The sequence below is a fragment of the Marinobacterium zhoushanense genome (assembly GCF_014641945.1).
Classification (GTDB): domain Bacteria; phylum Pseudomonadota; class Gammaproteobacteria; order Pseudomonadales; family Balneatricaceae; genus Marinobacterium_D; species Marinobacterium_D zhoushanense.
This window is the reverse complement of record NZ_BMIJ01000007.1, coordinates 366,968-383,552: the sequence shown is the minus strand read 5'-3', so window position 1 is coordinate 383,552 and position 16,585 is coordinate 366,968. Positions and strand designations below refer to the sequence as shown.

Here is a 16,585-nt window from a genome sequence, read left to right as displayed (position 1 = left end):
GACCAGCGCGTCGACGCTGTCCACCTTGATCCCGGCCTGACGCGCGGCCGGCGCTTCCACCTTGAGCAGCTGGATATGCGACTTCAGCTCGACGCCCAGGTCGGCCGGGGTCTTCACCTCCAGCGGCTTCTTCTTCGCCTTCATGATGTCCGGCAGCTTGGCGTAGCGCGGCTCGTTCAGGCGCAGGTCGGTGGTGACGATGGCGGGCAGATCCAGAGACAGGGTTTTCAGACCGCCGTCCACCTCACGGGTGACGATCGCCTTCTCGCCTTCTATCTGAACCTTTGACGCGAAGGTGCCCTGGGGGCGGCCGGTCAGCGCCGCCAGCATCTGCCCGGTCTGGTTGTTGTCGGAATCGATCGACTGCTTGCCGAGGATCACCAGGCCCGGTTGCTCGGCCTCAACCACCTTGGCCAAGAGCTTGGCTACATTGAGCGGTTCCGGCATCGCCTCGGTGTCGATCTGGATGGCGCGGTCGGCCCCCAGGGCCAGCGCGGTGCGCAGCTGCTCCTGCACCGTTTTCGGGCCGATGGAGACGACGATCACCTCGGAGGCAACACCGGCCTCTTTGAGGCGGATCGCCTCCTCGGCGGCGATCTCGCAGAAGGGGTTCAGGGCCATCTTGACGTTGGCCAGGTCCACATCGGTGTTATCCGCCTTGACCCGTACCTTGACGTTGTAGTCGATGACGCGTTTGACGCTGACGAGTATTTTCATATCCAGTTGTCCTGTTCTCTAACGGATCACGCCCTTGGTTTTCAGCGCATCCAGTTGCTCTTTCCGCTCTGGCAGCAGCCGCTCCAGCACCTCATTCGTATGCTCGCCCAATCTCGGCGGTGCCAGCTCGGCATTTAGATGCTGGTTATCGAAGCGCACCGGGTTGCTGACCAGGTTGACCTCGCCGGCCTCGCTATGAGGCAGCGTGATCTTCATGCCGCGGTGTTGCACCTGGGGATCGGCGAACACCTGCTCCATATTGTTGATTGGGCCACAGGGCACCCCCTCCTTCTCCAGTTCCTGCAGCCAGAACGCCGACGGGTGGCTCGCAATCACGCGCTCCAGCTCTGGAACCAGAATCTGACGATTCACCACGCGGCAACGATTGGTGGCAAAGCGCTCGTCATCAGCCAGCGAGGGAATACCAGCCACATTGCAGAAACGTCGAAACTGGGTGTCGTTGCCGACGGCGAGGATGATGTGGCCGTCGGCGGTGGCGAACGCCTGATAGGGCACGATATTGGGGTGCGCGTTACCCAGACGACCGGGCGAGTTGCCGGAGGTCAGATAGTTCAGTGCCTGGTTGGCCAACACGCCCACCTGGACGTCCAGCAGCGACACGTCGATATAGGTGCCCTGGCCGGTGCGGTCACGGCAGATCAGCGCCGACAGAATCGAGGTGGCGGCATACATTCCGGTGAACAGGTCGACCACGGCCACCCCCACCTTCACCGGGCCTCCGCCCGGCTCGGAATCCGGCTTTCCGGTGATCCCCATCAGTCCACCCATCCCCTGCAACAGGAAGTCGTACCCGGCACGGTTGGCATAGGGGCCATTCTGGCCGAAGCCGGTGATGGAACAGTAGATCAGCTCCGGCTTGATCGCCTTGAGGCTGTCGTAATCCAGGCCGTAACGTTTCAGACCGCCGACCTTGAAGTTCTCCAGCACCACATCACAGTGGGTCACCAGATCGCGGATCAGCGCCTGCCCCTCCGGCTGCGCCATGTCGATCGCCACCGACTGCTTGCCGCGGTTGGCGCTCAGGTAGTAGGCGGCGTCGCGGGTATCGCCCAGGAACGGCGGCCCCCAGCCACGGGTATCGTCGCCGCGCTCCGGGTGCTCTACCTTGATCACCTCGGCACCCAGGTCGGCCAGGTGCTGACTGCACCAGGGCCCGGCCAGGATGCGCGACAGGTCGAGAACGCGGATACCGGTTAAGGGTTTATCCATCGTGATTCTCCAGCGCAGGAAGGCACCCGAAGGTGCCCACCAATCGATCAGCAAAAAGCTTGAATGCCGGTCTGGGCCCGTCCCAAAATCAGCGCATGGACATCATGGGTGCCCTCATAGGTGTTCACCGTCTCCAGGTTGACCATATGGCGCATGACACCGAACTCATCGGCGATACCGTTACCGCCGTGCATGTCGCGAGCAATACGTGCGATATCCAGCGACTTGCCGCAGTTGTTGCGCTTGATCAGCGACACCATCTCCGGCGCCCAGTTACCGGCGTCCATCAGGCGACCGACCTGCAGTGCCGCCTGCAGTCCGAGCGCAATCTCGGTCTGCATATTGGCCAGCTTGAGCTGGACCAGCTGATTCGCGGCCAGCGGACGGCCGAACTGTTTGCGATCCAGGGTGTACTGACGCGCCGCGTGCCAGCAGAACTCGGCGGCACCGAGCACACCCCAGGCGATGCCGAAGCGCGCCTTGTTCAAACAACCGAACGGGCCGGCCAGACCGCTGGCGTTGGGCAGTAGGTTCTCCTCCGGCACGAACGCCTCATCCAGCACGATCTCACCGGTGATCGATGCACGCAGACTGAGCTTGCCCTCGATCTTCGGGGTGGAGAACCCTTCGGTGCCACGCTCAACGATGAAGCCACGGATCTTGCCCTCGTGCGCCTCGGACTTGGCCCAGACCACGGCGATATCAGCGATCGGGCTGTTGGTGATCCACATCTTCTGACCGCTCAGCAGGTAACCGCCATCCACCTTCTTGGCGCGGGTGATCATCGAGCCGGGATCGGAGCCATGATCAGGCTCGGTCAGGCCGAAGCAGCCGACGATCTCGCCACTGGCCAGACGCGGCAGGAATTTGCGCTTCTGCTCTTCGGAACCGTAGGTCTCGATCGGATACATCACCAGCGACGACTGCACGCTCATCGCCGAGCGGTAGCCGGAATCGACACGCTCCACCTCGCGGGCGATCAAGCCGTAGGCCACATGGTTCAAACCGGCACCGCCGTACTCCTCGGCCACGGTGGCCCCGAGCAGGCCCATCTCGCCCATCTCGCTCATGATCTCGCGATCGAAGCGCTCCTCACGGTAGGCGCTGAGTACTCGCGGCTGCAGCTCCTGCTGACAGTAGGCACGCGCGGCCTCGCTGATCTGACGCTCATCTTCGGTCAGCTGTTGAGCGAGCAGCAGCGGATCGTCCCAGTTGAAGCTTGAGGAGTGCGACATTCTTTTGATCTCCATAACCAGTAAGTGCTAAGCCTTTCGAACGCTACCGACCCCTGCCGATATCGATTCACACTATTTATACTAATAAATATAATAATTCAACCAAGTCGCATTGAGAGTTGATCTATGGCAGGATGAGGCCCCTTAATTGAGGTATCGACAACTCCATGCAGGACATCAAGCTCGCCACCCCCAAACGCATCAAGCGTGCAGATCAGATCGTCGAATCGGTTAAGCGTTGGGTCGCGATCAATAACAAGCAGCCTGGAGACCGCCTGCCCAATGAACGGGAGCTGATGGAGCAGTTCGATTGTTCAAAAGGGACCGTGCGCGAAGCGCTGAAATCGTTAGAGGTACAGGGGTTGATCTCCATACGCACGGGCCCCAACGGCGGGGCGGTACTGGAGCGAGTGCCCTACGAAAAGGCCAGCGAGCTGCTGCGCAACTTTCTCCACTTCGAACAACCCTCCGGCCCCGAAATTTATGCCCTGCGCACGCTGATCGAGCCTGAGATCGCCGCTCTGGCCACGCCCAATCTGACTCCCGAAGATCTGACCCGGCTGGCAGACCTGGTCGAGCAGTGCCGGGCAGAGCCGCAGACATTCGAGGAGCGGATGGCACAGCGGATCGCCGAGCTGGAGTTCCACGTGCTGCTGGCCCAGCGCTGCGGCAATGCGATGCTCGCCTTCATCGGCCGTTTCCTGAATGACATGATCCGCGATCTGGTGATCTTCAAGAAATCGGCCTTGCCGGAGCAGCGGGAGTTTTCCTGCGCCAACCTGGACTACCATCAGCAGCTGCTGGAGGCGTTCCACACAAAGGACGCGGCCCGGGCACGCCAGTTGATGCATGAGCATATGAAGTCGGCCGAGCATTTCAACCGGGAGCTGGAGGGGCAGCTCAACCAGCATTTTCTGACCGGCAACTGACCGGCCCGGCCTAAAGCTGGGCCCTCAGGTAGAGATCCACACTGCGCCCCAGCGCCGCCAGGTTATATCCTCCCTCCAGCACCGACACCAAACGACCGCCGCAGTATCGCTGCGCGGCATCGACAAGAAGCTTTCCTAACCAACCGAAATCCTCATCCTCCAGCCGCAACTCCGCCAGAGGATCGTCACGGTGGGCGTCGAAGCCGGCGGAGACGAACAGCATGTCCGGTTGATGCTGCTGCAGGGCCGGCAGCCAGTCGCGCTCGACCGCCTGGCGGAAAGTATCCCCGTGGGTACCGGCCGGCAGCGGCGTGTTGACGATATTGGGCCGGCGGATATCCTGGAAACGGAAGGGGTAGAAGGGGTATTGGAAGCTGGAGCAGACCAGCACCTCGGGGCGATCCTTGAAGATGTCCACGGTGCCGTTGCCATGGTGGACATCGAAATCGAGCACGGCGACACGTTCGATACCGGGTTGCTGCAGCGCCCAGGCGGCACCGATGGCGATGTTGTTGAACAGGCAGAAACCCATGGCGGTATCGTGCTCGGCATGGTGGCCGGGCGGGCGCACCGCGCAAAAGGCGTTATCGACCCGGCCGTCGAGCACCAGTCCGGCGGCCTGGATCACCGCACCGGAGGCCAGTTGCGCGGCCCTAAGACTGTGGGGATTCAGCGCCGTATCGGGATCGGCGTAGTTCAAGCCATGGAGGGGATGGAGGTCGCAGATGGCGTCGATATACTGCCCTGGATGCACCAGCTCCAGCTGTTCGCGGGTGGCCGTCTCCGCAACCGCTAACTCCAGCCGGTCGAGCAGTCCACTCTCCGTCAATTGCCGCCGGATCGCATGCAGGCGCTCGGGACTCTCCGGATGACCCGGTGCCATCTGGTGCAGTTCACAGTCAGAGTGATAAATCAGAGCGCTGGACATTACGGCACCCCCGGCAGGATACAGAACGGGCCCGGTACAGCGGTCATCCGGCGGCCATCACCGCTTGACCGGGCGCAGGAGTACAGGCTACATCACTTCAGCGATGTAGGACTCCAGTTTTGCTGCACAATCACTGCACTCAGCGATCTTCAGCGATTTACTGAATGCAACGCGGACCGGCGTGAAGCTGTCGCTTTCACTCATGCGCCGCATGATCGGCACCTGTATCCCGAGCGGATACTCGACTGTGCGTTCCGCATAACGCTGGCAATCGTCATCGGAACGGAAGGTGCAGAATCTGGCCTGATGCTTGACCGGTGTTACCAGCGGAACCAGCTCCGTCGCAACACACACGCGATCGTCGTCGGTCGCAGCGACGACTGCGTAACGGGTGCACAGGCTGGTTTCCCCGCCGTATAGCCACTCCTTGCCATCATCGGTTGTGAAGTAGCTGACGTTAGACGCGCGCTTGAACACCAGTTTGCTGCCAATGCTCTGCTGGCTACGTGCGTGAAACACGATAGTTGGCATCTGCGGTTGGTACATGGTGTTCTGATACAGCTGTGCCCAGCTGGAATCGGGCCCTACGCCTCCCGCCTGTACGGAAAGGCTGACAACGGCCAGCAGCAAACAACTCAACAAGGTTTTCATCGTTAAACCTCCTTTACTGTCCGATCTGTGTACGGGCAGCAGATTGTCGTGTTGCCTTTTAAAAAATAGTTCTCATTAACGTCAACGCACAGCAAATGGCGGGAACATGCAAAACATTCATCATCGTTTCCTAATATAAATAACTAACCCCAGCCCTCTTCCGGCTGTTCGGCCAGCAGCAAACGCCCCGCGTCGAGCCGGACCTGGAAACAGCGCAGATCCTCGAACGCCGGCGGGGCCAGCACCTCACCGTTTTTCAGGCTGAAACAGGCGCCGTGGCGCGGGCAGGTCACGGTATCCTGCTCGATCAGCCCCTCTCCCAACTCGCCCCCGTCATGGGGACAGATGTTCTCCACCGCGTAGTACTCCCCCTGCAGATTGACCACCAGCACGCTATAGCCAGGCAGTTCGACAACCTGATGCTCACCCGGCGCCAGTAGATTCGCATCGCCTATATCTTGCCAACCATCCATTATGCAATCCTCGATTTCAAAGCAGCCCCAGTTTCAGCCGTGCCGCCTCGGATATGCGGCGGGCATCCCAGGGCGGGTCATACACCAGTCTGACCTCGACACTGTTTACACCGGGCACGCGCAGCAACTTGCGCCGTACGTCGGTGACCAATACTGCACCCATGCCACAGCCTGGCGCCGTCAGCGTCATATCCACCTCGACCCGGCTGCCGCCGTTGGCGTCGGGGAGGATATCGCAGCGGTAGACCAGCCCCAGCTCGACGATGTCGACCGGGATCTCCGGGTCATAGCAGCTGGCCAGTGCATCGCGTACCGCTGTGGCATCGGCCGGGCCGCAATCGGCCTCCTCCGTGGCGGCCGTCCCTGCATCAGCAGCGTCCGATTTCGCGGCCGTATCGATCAGCCCCAGGGCATCGCTGTCCTCACCATCGATGCGGTACAGATTGCCCCCGACGTTGACAGTAAAGTGGTCGCCCAAACGCTGCAGGATGCGTACCTCAAGACCACAACTCAGGTTGACCAGAGTACCGGAGGGCACCTCGATCGCTTCGCAATCGCGCTGCAGAGTGACACAGCTGTCGTTCATCTCGCCTCCCTCAGCAGCCATACTCGACCTGCCTGCTACTCGGTCGTGACCGGCTCATCATCTCCCGGTTCAAGCGCCGCCAGCAGCGCATGCCAGGCCAACGTGGCGCACTTGATCCGGCTTGGAAACTCTCGCACTCCGGCCAACACCCTGAGTTTGCCGAGCGACTCCAGTTCCGCCCCCTCCTCACCGGTGAGCAGACGGTGAAATAGATCAAACATCTGCCGGGCCTCCGCCTCCGTCTTGCCTTTAACCCTCTCACTGAGCATCGACGCAGACGCCATGGAGATCGCGCAGCCCTGGCCCTGGAAGGCGACATCGGTGATCCGTCCCTGGGCATCGCGCTGCAGACAGAGTTCGAGCTGATCGCCGCACAGCGGATTGAACCCCTGCCGGCAGCTGCAGCCCCCCTCGAGCCGGCGGAAATTGCGCGGATGGCGACCGTGGTCGATGATCACCTGCTGGTAGAGTTCGCGCAGCTCGGCATCCATCTCACTGACCTCCCTCGGCCATGGGTGCGCCAAACATCCGCACCACTTCATGCAGCGCATCAACCAGCACATCGATATCGTCCCGGGTGTTGTACAGCGCCAGCGACGCCCGCGCCGTGCCTGCGATACCGAAACGCTGCATCAACGGCATCGCACAGTGGTGGCCGGCACGCACCGCCACGCCGCAGCGGTCGAGAATGGTACTGATATCGTGGGGATGGGCCTGCTCCATAACGAAGGACAGGATGGCGGCTTTATGCTGCGCGGTCCCAATCAGCCGTAATCCGGGTACCCGTTGCAGCGCCTGGGTGCCGTAGTCGAGCAGCTGCTGCTCCTGCTCCGCGATCGCCTCCAGGCCGAGGTTATCGACATAATCCAGCGCTGCCGCCAGGCCGATGGCATCGGCGATATTGGGGGTGCCCGCTTCGAACTTGTAGGGCAGCTGGTTGTAATCGGTGTGCTCAAAGCTGACTTGAATGATCATCTCACCACCGCCCTGCCAGGGCTCCATGTCCTCCAGCAGCCGGCGCTTGCCGTACAACGCACCGATGCCGGTGGGGCCATAGAGCTTGTGACCGGAGAAAGCATAGAAATCCGCATCCAGTGCCTGCACATCGACCCGCAGATGCGGCACCGCCTGGGCACCGTCGATAAGCACCGGAATGCCCTGTTGATGGGCCTGCGCGATCATCTCCTTGACCGGATTGATTGTGCCCAGCGCGTTGGAGACATGGGTCAGCGCCAGCAGCCGGACCCGCGGGCTGAGCAGCTCGGCAAACCCGGCCTGATCGAGTTCGCCGCTGTCCAGCACCGGAATCACCCGCAGCTGAGCGCCGGTCTGGCGACAGACGATCTGCCAGGGCACGATGTTGGAGTGGTGCTCGATGGCGCTGATCAGCACCTCATCTCCCGGCTGCAGTCGCGGTCGGGCGTAGGCCTGGGCCACCAGGTTGATCGCTTCGGTAGTGCCGCGCAGGAAGATGATCTCCTCCACCCCGGCGGCGTTGATAAAGCGTTGCACCCGTGCCCTGGCGCCTTCGTACGCTGAGGTTGCCTCTTCACTGAGCTGGTAGACGCCCCGGTGCACATTGGCATTCTGCTGCTGATAGTAGTATTGCAGCGCGTCGAGCACCGCCTGGGGTTTCTGACTGGTGGCGGCGTTGTCCAGGTAGACCAGCGGCCTGCCATGCATCTGCCGCGAAAGCAGCGGAAAATCTCCGCGACAGCGCTTGGCCAGTGCGAGATTGTCGGCATCAGTGAACAGCATGGACTCATTCATCACTCACCTCCCCGGCGCCGACAGCCGGCTGCGGCTGTCCCTCCAAGCGCGCGGTCAGCGCCTGCGTGATCGCCCGGCCATAGGCATCAGCAAGCTCACCGGCCGGCAACCTTTGCAGGCCTTCCCGGGCAAAGGCCAGGGTCAGCAGCGCCTGGGCGTTGTCAGGGTCGATTCCCCGGCTGCGCAGGTAGAACAGCTGTTCCCGGTCCAGGTAGCCAACCGTGGCGCCGTGGGAGCACTTCACGTCGTCGGCCTCGATCTGCAGCTCCGGCTTGGTGTCTATTTCGGACCCGGTCGAGAGCAAGAGGTTGCGGTTGATCTGCCGGGCATCGCTGCGCTGGGCATCCGGGTGAACCACCGCCAGACCGTTGAACACGGCGCGGGAGTGACCGTCGAGAATCCCCTTATAGAACTGGTCGCTGCGCCCGCCGGGCTGCAGGTGGTCGACTCTCAGGTGGTTATCCAGATGCTGCATCCCATCGAGCAGATAGAGACCGTCGAGCAGCGCTTCGGCACCTTCTCCATTCAGACTGACCTGGATATCGTTGCGCACCAGGGCACCGCCCATCATCAGCGAGTAGCTCTGGTAGCGGCTGCCCCGCTGCTGATTGACATGAACGCCGCTGACGCGCTGGTCGGTTAACTCGGCGCCGAACAGGCGGCCGTGGAAAAGCCGGGCGTCGTTACCGAGGCTGATCTCCACCAGCAGATCGGTCAGCGCCTTTACGGACCCATCCCCGCGATGCTGCTCCAGCAGCTGGGCCTGGCTACCGGCCTCCATCAGCACCAAAAGACGGGGAAAGGCGGCCGGCGGTTCCTGTTCGGCATAGCGCTCCATCTCGAACCGGCAATAGATCGGCTGTTCCAGCACACAGCCTTCGGGCAGGTAAAGCAACAGTCCATCATCGAACCGGGCACTGTTGAGCGCGGCAAAGGGGTGTCCCTCCAGACTTGCGATCTGGCCAAGATAGCGCTTCAGCAGCGGTAGCTGCCCCTGAACCGCATGCTGCAGCGATATCAGCCGGGCTCCCGGCGGCAACGGCAACAGCTTGGAGCCGGCGGTATCCCAACGACCGTTGCGGAACAAAATCCGGTGGCCCTCCGGCCAGCCGGGGTCGGGGGTCCAGCTCTCGGAGAGTCCGCCTTCGAGTGAGGTATCGAAATCGAAGCGTCGCTGCGCCAAGTCGCCAAGATCGGTGTATCGCCAGGCCTCCCAGCCGCGATCCGGCACGCCCCCTTTTCGGAACCGGTCGAAGGCCCGCTCCCGGTGCGACAGCAGCCAACACCAGTCGGCACCGGGTAACCTCTTCCAGCTTGGCGTATCGAAAAGCCGCGAAGCGGTGGTCATCGCACACCCCCCGTTCGCTCTGGAGCAGTACCTGATGTCGGGGCATAGCCGGCCTGCTCCAGCTCCAGCGCCAACTCGGCGCCACCGCTGCGACCGATCCGCCCCTGCTGCAGCACATGCACATAATCGGGCTTCACATAGTCGAGCAGACGCTGGTAGTGGGTCACCAGAATCAGGCTGCGATCCTCGCGCCGGAACCAGTTGATACCCGCCGCTACGCGCTTGAGGGCATCGATATCGAGACCGGAGTCGGTCTCGTCGAGGATGGCCAGTCGCGGCTCCAGCACCAGCATCTGCAGGATCTCGTTGCTCTTTTTCTCGCCGCCGGAGAAACCCTCGTTAACCCCCCGATAGAGCAGCGCCTCGTCCATCTGCATCTGCGCCATCCGCGCCTTGACGCTGTCGAGCAGCTCCATCGCATCCAGCTCCGGCTCTCCGCGCTGCTTGCGCAGGCTGTTCAGCGCCGTTTTCAGGAACTGGATGTTGCTCACGCCCGGGATCTCCACTGGATACTGGAACGCCAGGAACACCCCCTTCGCGGCGCGCTGCTCCACCTCCAGCGCCAGCAGGTCCTGGCCGTCGTAACGCACCTCGCCCCCGGTCACCTCATACCCGGGGCGACCGGCCAGCACATGGGCCAGGGTGCTCTTGCCGGAACCGTTCGGTCCCATGATCGCGTGAACCTCACCCGGGCGGACTTCAAGATCTAGCCTGTCGAGAATCTGTTTACCTTCAACCTGAACCGCCAGCTGGCGGATCGACAACAGGGAACCGCTCATCTCACACCTCTCGCTATGCTGTAGTGCGTCATCCGACAGTGCCCTCCAGGCTGACCTCCATCAGCGCCTGCGCCTCCACCGCAAACTCCATCGGCAGCTTGCGGAACACCTCCTTGCAGAAGCCGTTGACCAGCAGCGACACCGCCGCCTCGGCGTCTATACCGCGCTGGCGGCAGTAAAATAGCTGCGCATCGCTGATTTTCGACGTGGTCGCCTCATGCTCCACCTGGGCGTCCGGACGCATCACCTCGATATAGGGCAGAGTATGAGCGCCGCAGCGATCGCCGATCAGCAGCGAGTCGCACTGGCTGTAGTTGCGCGCGCCCAGCGCCTTGCGCCCCACCTTGACCAGGCCACGGTAGGTGTTCTGCCCCTTGCCGGCCGAGATCCCCTTGGACAGGATGGTGCTGCGGGTACGCTTGCCGATATGAATCATCTTGGTGCCGGTATCCGCCTGCTGAAAGTTGTTGGTCAACGCCACGGAGTAGAATTCGCCCACCGAGTCGTCGCCCTTGAGCATGACACTGGGGTACTTCCAGGTGATAGCGGAACCGGTTTCCACCTGGGTCCAGGAGATCTTGCTGTGATGCCCGGCACAGAGGCCGCGCTTGGTGACGAAGTTGTAGATGCCGCCCTTGCCCTCGGCGTTGCCCGGGTACCAGTTCTGCACCGTGGCATACTTGATCTCGGCGTTATCCAGCGCGATCAGCTCCACCACCGCCGCGTGCAGCTGATGCTCGTCGCGCATCGGTGCCGTGTAGCCTTCGAGATAGCTGACCGATGCGCCCTCCTCGGCGACGATCAGCGTGCGTTCAAACTGACCGGTGCCGGCGGCGTTGATGCGGAAGTAGGTGGATAACTCCATCGGGCACCTGACCCCTTTCGGGATGTAGCAGAAGGAGCCGTCGGAAAACACCGCGGCATTCAGCGCGGCGTAGAAGTTATCGGTGTAGGGCACGACTGTACCCATGTAGCGACGCACCAGTTCCGGGTGGTTCTGCACCGCTTCGGAGAAGGAGCAGAAGATGATGCCGAGCTCGGCCAGCTCCTTCTTGAAGGTGGTGGCCACCGACACGCTGTCAAACACGGCATCCACAGCCACACCAACACTTCTTCCTTTAGCTTCGGCTCCCGCGACACCGGCCAGCGCCGCGCGCTCATGCAGCGGCACGCCCAGGCGCTCGTAGGTCCGCAGAATCTCCGGGTCCACCTCATCCAGGCTGGCCGGGGCATCCTTGCGCGAGCGCGGTGATGAGAAGTAGCTGATCGCCTCGAAATCGATCGGCGGGTAGTGCACCCGGGACCAGGTCGGCACCTTCATCGTACGCCAGTGCCGGTAGGCGGCCAGGCGCCACTCCAGCATGAACTCCGGCTCCTGCTTCTTCTCGACGATCGCCCTGATCACCGACTCATCGAGTCCCGGCGGCAGACTGTCTTCATCGATCTCGGTCACGAAGCCCTGGCTGTAACCCTTCGCCAGCAGCTTCTCTAGCGGTGGTGCTTTCGTTGCCACGTGCATGGCCTCCCGCCCGATCACATCGGGCCAGTTACATTACAAGCCTCCCGCTTGTTCGATTCCTATCCCCATGGTCTGATCGCTGGCCAGTTGTTTCAGGCTGACCTGCTGCAAAACCCCGTGTATGACGCCGTTGATCCCGCGCCAGTTGTTGCGGATCGGACAGGTCGCCTCCTGGCCACAGAGCTTCGGTGCCAGGCTGCAATCGGTCACCCCCAGCGGTCCCTCCAGCGCCTCGAGCACTTCGACCAGAGAGATCTCCTGCGGCGGACGCGTCAAGCAGTAACCACCGCGTTGGCCGCGACTGGAGTAGAGCAAACCGGCCCCGGTCATCTGCTTCAGTAGCTTGCGCACCGTGCTCAACGGCAGTCCCAGCTCCTGCGCCAGGTGTGCTGCACTGAAAAGGCGATCGGGGCGACGCGCCATGTGCGCCAGAACAACGGTACCGTAATCGGTTAACTTACTGATTTTTAACATAGCCCGCTCCGCAGACGATAACTCGCCCGGCTCTTATAGTACTAATATAGTACTCTTTAAAAGATTTGCCGCCCTCCGCCAGGATCCTCGGCTCTCTCCAACTAGATTGACTGCCGTCAATGGCACCTCATCCAGACCTGCCGGACAATATGAAACCGTCTGTAGTAAGAGACGCATAGCCCTTGGCGCCCTGTAACAACGGGAAAGGAAACCCAATGCCGACTACCGACCCGCAACTCAATCGCCTACTGGAGCAGTCACCCGAGCCGATCTGCATCGCTCAGCAAGGGGATCTCGTATACCTCAACGGCGCGGCCCTGAACCTGTTCGGTAGCAGATCCGCCACTCAGTTACTGGGCACTGCGCTAGTGGAACGGATAGATCCACGGCATCACGCCGATACTGAGCAACGTTTAAACGACCTCTCCAGACAAACGGTAACCGAGGGTCTGTATCGGGAAACCTGGCTACGACTGGACGGCGCGGCACTGATCGTAGAAGTGCGCGTCATACCCTGGCAATACAACGGCCGGCACGCAGCGCTGTTATACCTTCGCGACATCGGCGAACGCTGCGAAAACCGGTGCTCGATACGTCGGGACCAGCAGTTGCTGAATGCGATCCTGGAACACTCCAGTGCGGTGATCTTCGCCAAGGATCGGAACGGCCGCTATCTGATCGCCAACAACGCGCTCAGCGAACTGATCGAGATTCCGGTCAAACAGATACTGGGCAAACGGGATGCCGAGATCTTTCCCGCGGAGATTGCACAGGCACTGATCGAGCAGGACCTGCGTACGGTGAAGGAGGGAGTTGCCAATGAAGTGGAGGAGCGCATTCTGCTCGACGGCGTCGAAAGGACCTACATCACGGCCAAGTTTCCACTGCGCGACCGGGATCACTCGATCTTTGGCGTCGGAGGCATCGCCACCGACATAACGGAGCGCATAAAGGCCGAGCAGCGGGTACGCCAGCTCAACAGCACATTGGAACAGCGCGTAGCGTCGCGCACTCGGGAGCTGACCGAGACCGAGAGTAAGCTGCGCCACTCGCTGAAGCTCAATGAATCGATACTCGACGCTTCCGCTGCGGCGATACTGGCCTTTCGTGAGGATGGCCAGTGCATCCTGGCCAATCCGGCGGCGGAGAGAATGACCGGCGGCACAGAGCAGCAGCTGCTCGCACAGAATTTCTACCAGCTCGAATCCTGGACCGACAGCGGCCTGGTCGAGGCGGCGCGCCGGGTACTCTCCGCCCACACCACGGAAACCTTCGAGCGGCGGTTTACCACCAGCTTCAACGCCCACCTCTGGGCAGAGGTACACCTGTCGCGTTTCGATATCGACGGCAACCGGCACCTGCTGCTGATGATGCAGGACATCACCGACAAGTGCATGGCCGAGGAGATTCTGGCCAGCCGTGAACACGCCTACCGCACCCTGACCAACAACCTGCCGGACACAGTGATCCGCTTCGACACCCGCGGCGAGGTTTTATACGTGAACCCGGCGATGGAACGCCTGCTGCCGAACCGCCTGGCAAACGCCGGTAACGAAACGCAGGACCCCGCCTTCAGTACCGGCAGTTTCACCCTGCTGCAGGAGCAGGCGCGGCGCATTGCCGCCGGCGGCAAATCCACCGAGGTCGATATGGTGTTCAACGCCGAGGATGGCAATCGACGCCACTATGCCGTACGCATAGTCCCGGAGCCGGGACCGGATGGTGCACCGATCAGCGTACTGGCTGTGGGCAGGGATCTGACCGACCTGAAGCGCGCTGAAGAGGAGCTGCGCCTGGCCGCCAGTGTATTTCACTCATCCGCCGAGGGCGTGATCATCACCGATGCCTGCGGCCGGATCATCTCGGTCAATCCCGCGTTCACCGAGATCACCGGTTACACCGCCGCCGAAGCGCTGGGCAATAAACCCAGCATGCTCAAATCCGATCATCAGCAGCCCGAATTCTATCGCGCCATGTGGGACGTACTGCTGACGAACGGCCAGTGGCAGGGCGAACTTTGGAACCGACGCAAGGGTGGCCAGGTTTATCTGGAGTGGCTGACCATCAATCGCATCGACGACAGCCTGGGTGACCCGGTGCGTTACGTCGCCGTGTTCCATGACATCACCGAGATCCGGCGCAAGGATGAACATATCCAGCACCTGGCGTTTCATGACGCCCTGACCGGACTGCCCAACCGGGAGCTGTTGCTGGAGCGCCTGGGTCAGGCGTTGGGACGGTCCTTCCGCGAGGCACAGCGGCTGTCGGTCACCTTTATCGACCTGGACCGTTTCAAGGGGATAAACGACGCCCTCGGCCACGATGTCGGCGACAACCTGCTGCAGCAGGTCGGTGACCGTATCCGCCGCTGCCTGCGCAGCACCGATACCGTGGCCCGAGTCGGCGGGGATGAGTTTCTGGTGCTGATGGAAAACCTGACCTCCGCCCGGGACTGCGCGACCAAGGCCCAGCAACTGCTTGACGAGATCGCGCGCCCGATCAACCTGCCCGGCTATAAGCTGGAGATCAGCGCCTCCATGGGCATGGCGTTCTACCCCGAGGACAGTGACAAACCGCTGGAGCTGATGAAGCGTGCCGACATGGCGATGTACGCAGCCAAGGCGGCCGGCGGCAATACCTACCGTTTTTTCCGCCAGGAGATGCTGGAGCGCACCACCCGCCGCCTGACGCTGGAGATCGACCTGCGCAGGGCAATCGCCAACAGTGAGCTGGAGCTGCACTATCAGCCCAAGATCGATCTGAATAGCGGCGGCCTGACCGGGGTCGAGGCGTTGCTGCGCTGGCGGCACCCGCTGCATGGCATGCAGGCGCCGGGCGAGTTTATTCCGCTGGCGGAAGAGAATTCGCTGATCTGCGACATCGGTATTTGGGTGATCGAGGAGGCCTGCCGCCAATCGGCAAAATGGCGTAGCCGCGGCCTGGATTTCAGGATCGCCGTGAATATCTCCGCCCGGCAGCTCGAATCGGGGGATCTATACCAGCAGCTGTGCTCTCTGGCCCACCTCCACGGTACCACGCCCGCCCAGCTGGAGCTGGAACTGACCGAGAGCTCGCTGATGGAGAATCCGGAAGGGGTCACCGGTCAGTTAAACCAACTCCGGCAGGCAGGCGTGCGTATCGCCGTGGATGACTTCGGTACTGGTTACTCCAGTCTTGCCTACCTGCGCCGACTGCCGATCGACATCCTGAAGATCGACCGCTCCTTCGTCTCCGACGCGATTGCGGATGAAGAGGACGCGCAGATCATAAAAACCATCCTCGCCCTGGGCCAGAGTCTGAAACTGGCGGTCGTGGCTGAAGGGGTGGAAAGCAGGTCACAGGCCGAGCTGCTACAGACCCTGGGCTGCGATCAGGTACAAGGGTACCTCTACGCACGCCCGATGCCTGCAGCCGAACTGGAGGACTGGCTGCTGGAGCATCAGGAATCGCTCATATCCTGAAACCATGCAATGGGCTGAAAATAGACAATACTTAGTCTGGTAAACCTTTTGACGCTTACCAATAGATGAGGTGCGTTATGCCAGACTGGATAGTTGTTGCTGATGCCTCAAAAGCGAGAGTCTATGCACAGAACAAGCCTCGGGGAGAGCTGCTGGAGATTATGGACCTGGTCCATCCGGAAGCCCGGGTCAAGGAGAGTGCCCTGATCTCCGACGGACCGGGCATCCCGGAAAAAGGCTCGGTACGCCAGACCGAAGATCAGCGTTTCGCCCGCGATATCATGGCCAAGGTACGGCACGCTTTGGACACCAACGAGATCCGCGGCTTTTACCTTGCCGCCCCACCCCATTTTCTTGGGTTACTGCGCGAATCGATGGATGGCCATCTGCGCAAGTCTCTGCATCAGGATCTCGATAAGAACCTCACCGGCGCGACCCATAGCGACGTCGTCGCCGCCTTCTCTTTTCCCACCATCAGAAATTGA

Annotated in this window: 16 protein-coding genes; 3 read left to right on the top strand and 13 right to left on the bottom strand. The window is 61.6% G+C overall.

Annotation, left to right across the window (positions count from 1 at the left end):
* The 3 genes from IEX40_RS17815 to IEX40_RS17805 form a co-directional block, all read right to left on the bottom strand.
* Positions 1-717, bottom strand: a 717-nt coding sequence (locus IEX40_RS17815; protein WP_188750721.1) for an electron transfer flavoprotein subunit beta/FixA family protein, incomplete at its 3' end; no start/stop codon positions are given.
* An 18-nt stretch (positions 718-735) separates the two neighbouring features.
* A complete protein-coding gene (locus IEX40_RS17810; protein ID WP_188750720.1) occupies positions 736-1,947 on the bottom strand; it encodes a CaiB/BaiF CoA transferase family protein in 1,212 nt (403 codons plus the stop codon).
* A gap of 47 nt (positions 1,948-1,994) precedes the next feature.
* Positions 1,995-3,182, bottom strand: coding sequence for an acyl-CoA dehydrogenase (locus IEX40_RS17805; protein WP_188750718.1), 1,188 nt, complete (start codon positions 3,180-3,182; stop codon positions 1,995-1,997).
* 167 nt (positions 3,183-3,349) lie between these two features.
* Between IEX40_RS17805 and IEX40_RS17800 the strand changes: the two genes are divergently transcribed.
* Positions 3,350-4,111 carry a FadR/GntR family transcriptional regulator gene (locus IEX40_RS17800; protein ID WP_188750716.1) on the top strand — a complete coding sequence of 254 codons (762 nt, stop codon included), beginning with the start codon at positions 3,350-3,352 and terminating at the stop codon, positions 4,109-4,111.
* A gap of 10 nt (positions 4,112-4,121) precedes the next feature.
* Here IEX40_RS17800 and IEX40_RS17795 read toward each other — a convergent pair whose 3' ends face one another.
* The 10 genes from IEX40_RS17795 to IEX40_RS17750 form a co-directional block, all read right to left on the bottom strand.
* Complete coding sequence (locus tag IEX40_RS17795; protein ID WP_188750714.1) at positions 4,122-5,039, bottom strand: histone deacetylase family protein; 918 nt, start codon at positions 5,037-5,039, stop codon at positions 4,122-4,124.
* An 87-nt stretch (positions 5,040-5,126) separates the two neighbouring features.
* The gene (locus IEX40_RS17790; protein ID WP_188750712.1) at positions 5,127-5,690 is read right to left on the bottom strand and encodes a hypothetical protein; all 564 of its coding nucleotides are present in this window, start codon (positions 5,688-5,690) and stop codon (positions 5,127-5,129) included.
* A 143-nt stretch (positions 5,691-5,833) separates the two neighbouring features.
* Positions 5,834-6,163: a Rieske (2Fe-2S) protein gene (locus IEX40_RS17785; protein ID WP_188750710.1), complete on the bottom strand. Its 330-nt coding sequence runs from the start codon at positions 6,161-6,163 to the stop codon at positions 5,834-5,836.
* Between the two features lie 16 nt (positions 6,164-6,179).
* The gene (sufT, locus tag IEX40_RS17780; protein WP_188750709.1) at positions 6,180-6,749 is read right to left on the bottom strand and encodes a putative Fe-S cluster assembly protein SufT; all 570 of its coding nucleotides are present in this window, start codon (positions 6,747-6,749) and stop codon (positions 6,180-6,182) included.
* Between the two features lie 35 nt (positions 6,750-6,784).
* Positions 6,785-7,240, bottom strand: coding sequence for a Fe-S cluster assembly sulfur transfer protein SufU (gene sufU / locus IEX40_RS17775; RefSeq protein WP_188750707.1), 456 nt, complete (start codon positions 7,238-7,240; stop codon positions 6,785-6,787).
* A gap of 1 nt (position 7,241) precedes the next feature.
* A complete protein-coding gene (locus IEX40_RS17770; protein ID WP_308421610.1) occupies positions 7,242-8,519 on the bottom strand; it encodes a cysteine desulfurase in 1,278 nt (425 codons plus the stop codon).
* Positions 8,512-9,867, bottom strand: coding sequence for a Fe-S cluster assembly protein SufD (sufD, locus tag IEX40_RS17765; protein WP_188750705.1), 1,356 nt, complete (start codon positions 9,865-9,867; stop codon positions 8,512-8,514). Before sufD ends, IEX40_RS17770 begins: the two co-directional genes overlap by 8 nt.
* Positions 9,864-10,634 carry a Fe-S cluster assembly ATPase SufC gene (gene sufC / locus IEX40_RS17760; RefSeq protein ID WP_188750818.1) on the bottom strand — a complete coding sequence of 257 codons (771 nt, stop codon included), beginning with the start codon at positions 10,632-10,634 and terminating at the stop codon, positions 9,864-9,866. Before sufC ends, sufD begins: the two co-directional genes overlap by 4 nt.
* A gap of 40 nt (positions 10,635-10,674) precedes the next feature.
* Positions 10,675-12,159 (bottom strand): Fe-S cluster assembly protein SufB, encoded by a 1,485-nt coding sequence (gene sufB / locus IEX40_RS17755; RefSeq protein WP_373286488.1) that lies wholly within the window; start codon positions 12,157-12,159, stop codon positions 10,675-10,677.
* A 39-nt stretch (positions 12,160-12,198) separates the two neighbouring features.
* Positions 12,199-12,639 carry an SUF system Fe-S cluster assembly regulator gene (locus IEX40_RS17750; RefSeq protein ID WP_229680822.1) on the bottom strand — a complete coding sequence of 147 codons (441 nt, stop codon included), beginning with the start codon at positions 12,637-12,639 and terminating at the stop codon, positions 12,199-12,201.
* Positions 12,640-12,854: 215 nt separating this feature from the next.
* Here IEX40_RS17750 and IEX40_RS17745 point away from each other — a divergent pair, with 215 nt between their 5' ends.
* Both IEX40_RS17745 and IEX40_RS17740 read left to right on the top strand, forming a co-directional pair.
* The gene (locus tag IEX40_RS17745; RefSeq protein ID WP_188750701.1) at positions 12,855-16,100 is read left to right on the top strand and encodes an EAL domain-containing protein; all 3,246 of its coding nucleotides are present in this window, start codon (positions 12,855-12,857) and stop codon (positions 16,098-16,100) included.
* Between the two features lie 77 nt (positions 16,101-16,177).
* Entirely contained in the window at positions 16,178-16,585 is a 408-nt protein-coding gene (locus IEX40_RS17740; protein ID WP_188750699.1) for a host attachment protein, read from the top strand.